The organism is Pantoea sp. Pa-EAmG, from assembly GCF_030024295.1.
Lineage (GTDB): Bacteria > Pseudomonadota > Gammaproteobacteria > Enterobacterales > Enterobacteriaceae > Pantoea > Pantoea dispersa.
On the sequence record NZ_JASEWO010000324.1, the window covers coordinates 1 to 2182 of the forward strand.

Here is a 2182-nt window from a genome sequence, read left to right on the forward strand (position 1 = left end):
CATTCCTGGCAACCTTGACCGGAAACTGGTTGATCGGGGCGTTGCGATTACCAACGAAGAAGCCATCAGCACCGCGCGTCAGCTGATGGACGAAGAAGGCATTCTGGCCGGTATCTCTTCAGGTGCGGCAGTGGCTGCAGCACTGAAGCTGCAGGAAGACGAAGCATTCGCCAATAAGAATATCGTGGTGATCCTGCCCTCCTCTGGCGAGCGCTATTTAAGTACCGCCCTGTTTGCCGATCTGTTCACTGAAAAAGAGCTGCAGCAGTAACCGCCATAGTCTGAAAACGATGAAAAAAGCACCCGAATGGGTGCTTTTTTGAGCCGCAGATCTCACTTTTAAAAACAGACAGATTGATTTCAATGACGCGGCTCTTGTATTTAAGCTCCCAATTATTTCGGTGCGTGAAATTAATCTGGCGTTGAAGTGGATCAAGCTGAATGGAATTACTGATTTGGCGAAACGGCGAATCACGGCATACTTAGCAAGGTGACCTTTTCGCACAGTTTTTGATCTGCTGCTGAAAGACGCACATTACTAAGCGCATTTTTTGGTCAGCTTAATGCCACACCAGCGCACCTATACAGGCTAAAGTGACGGCTCCAGGCTAGACTTTAGATCCATAACACCAAACCTGATAAAGTTGGGGAAATAGAATGTTCCAGCAAGAAGTTACCATTACCGCACCTAACGGCCTTCATACCCGTCCTGCAGCTCAGTTCGTTAAAGAAGCTAAGGCTTTCCAGTCAGAAATCACTGTGACCTCTAATGGCAAATCTGCCAGCGCGAAAAGCCTGTTCAAACTGCAGACTCTGGGTCTGACTCAGGGTACGGTTGTTACGCTGTCTGCTGAAGGTGAAGATGAGCAGCAAGCGGTTGAGCACCTGGTGAAACTGATGGCTGAGCTGGAGTAATTCCGCTCAGGTAAGCAACTAAACCGACTCCTTTGCCCCATTGAGTGCAAATATCTTGATCGCGGACAACCTGTCCGCGTTCTTGCTTCCTTAGAGTACTGTTCCGCGACAGTGGCAACGCATTGGGTCAATGAGCCATCGTGATTAAAAGGTAGGGTTATGATTTCAGGCATTTTAGCATCACCGGGTATCGCTTTCGGCAAAGCACTGCTGCTGAAGGAAGACGAGATCGTCATCAGCCGTAAAAAGATTACTGACGACCAGGTTGAGCAGGAAGTTCAGCGCTTCCTCGACGGTCGCAGCAAAGCAGCCGGGCAGCTTGAAGCCATCCGTGTGAAAGCCGGTGAAACCTTCGGTGAAGAGAAAGCGGCGATCTTTGAAGGTCACATCATGCTGCTCGAAGACGAAGAGCTTGAGCAGGAAATCATCGACCTGATTAAAAAAGATCACGTAACCGCTGACGCCGCCGCCCACTCTGTGGTTGAAGGCCAGGCGAAAGCGCTGGAAGAACTCGACGACGAATATCTGAAAGAGCGCGCGGCTGACGTACGTGACATCGGCAAGCGTCTGCTACAGAACATTCTGGGTCTGCATATCGTTGACCTGAGCGCCATTGCTGACGAATCCATTCTGGTGGCGAAAGATCTGACGCCATCCGAAACCGCACAGCTGAACCTGAAAAAGGTGCTGGGCTTTATTACCGATCTGGGTGGTCGTACTTCACACACCTCGATCATGGCGCGTTCGCTGGAGCTGCCTGCGATTGTCGGCACCGGTAACGTGACCGCTACCGTGAAAAACGGTGATTTCCTGATTATCGATGGCGTGAACAACAAGATTTACGTCAATCCGACCGACGACGTGCAGGAAGAGCTGAAAGCGATTCAGACGCAGTATCTGTCTGAGAAGCACGAGCTGGCGAAACTGAAAGATCTGCCAGCGATTACGCTGGACGGCCACCAGGTTGAAGTGTGCGCCAACATCGGTACCGTGCGAGATGTCGCCGGTGCTGAGCGCAACGGCGCGGAAGGTGTAGGTCTGTACCGTACTGAATTCCTGTTTATGGACCGCGATTCGCTGCCAAGCGAAGAAGAGCAGTTCCAGGCTTACAAAGCCGTGGCGGAAGCGATGGGTTCCCAGGCCGTGATCGTGCGTACCATGGACATCGGCGGCGACAAAGATCTGCCGTACATGAACCTGCCAAAAGAAGAGAACCCGTTCCTCGGCTGGCGTGCGATTCGTATCGCCATGGACCGCAAAGAGATTC

3 protein-coding genes are annotated in these 2182 nt (G+C 51.7%); all 3 read left to right on the forward strand.

The annotated features are described in order from the left end of the window. On the forward strand, positions 1–271 hold a 271-nt coding region (locus QMM04_RS22265; RefSeq protein ID WP_282997077.1), incomplete at its 5' end, for a pyridoxal-phosphate dependent enzyme. 386 nt (positions 272–657) lie between these two features. Then, positions 658–915 (forward strand): phosphocarrier protein Hpr, encoded by a 258-nt coding sequence (gene ptsH / locus QMM04_RS22270; protein ID WP_007889063.1) that lies wholly within the window; start codon positions 658–660, stop codon positions 913–915. A 159-nt stretch (positions 916–1074) separates the two neighbouring features. Beyond that, positions 1075–2182: phosphoenolpyruvate--protein phosphotransferase (ptsP, locus tag QMM04_RS22275; protein WP_282997078.1), on the forward strand; the 1108-nt coding region annotated here is incomplete at its 3' end.

Bases quoted from the DNA above. Each gene is read 5' to 3' on its own strand.
- ptsH (WP_007889063.1), top strand. From the start codon at position 658: ATGTTCCAGCAAGAAGTTACCATTACCGCACCTAACGGCCTTCATACC.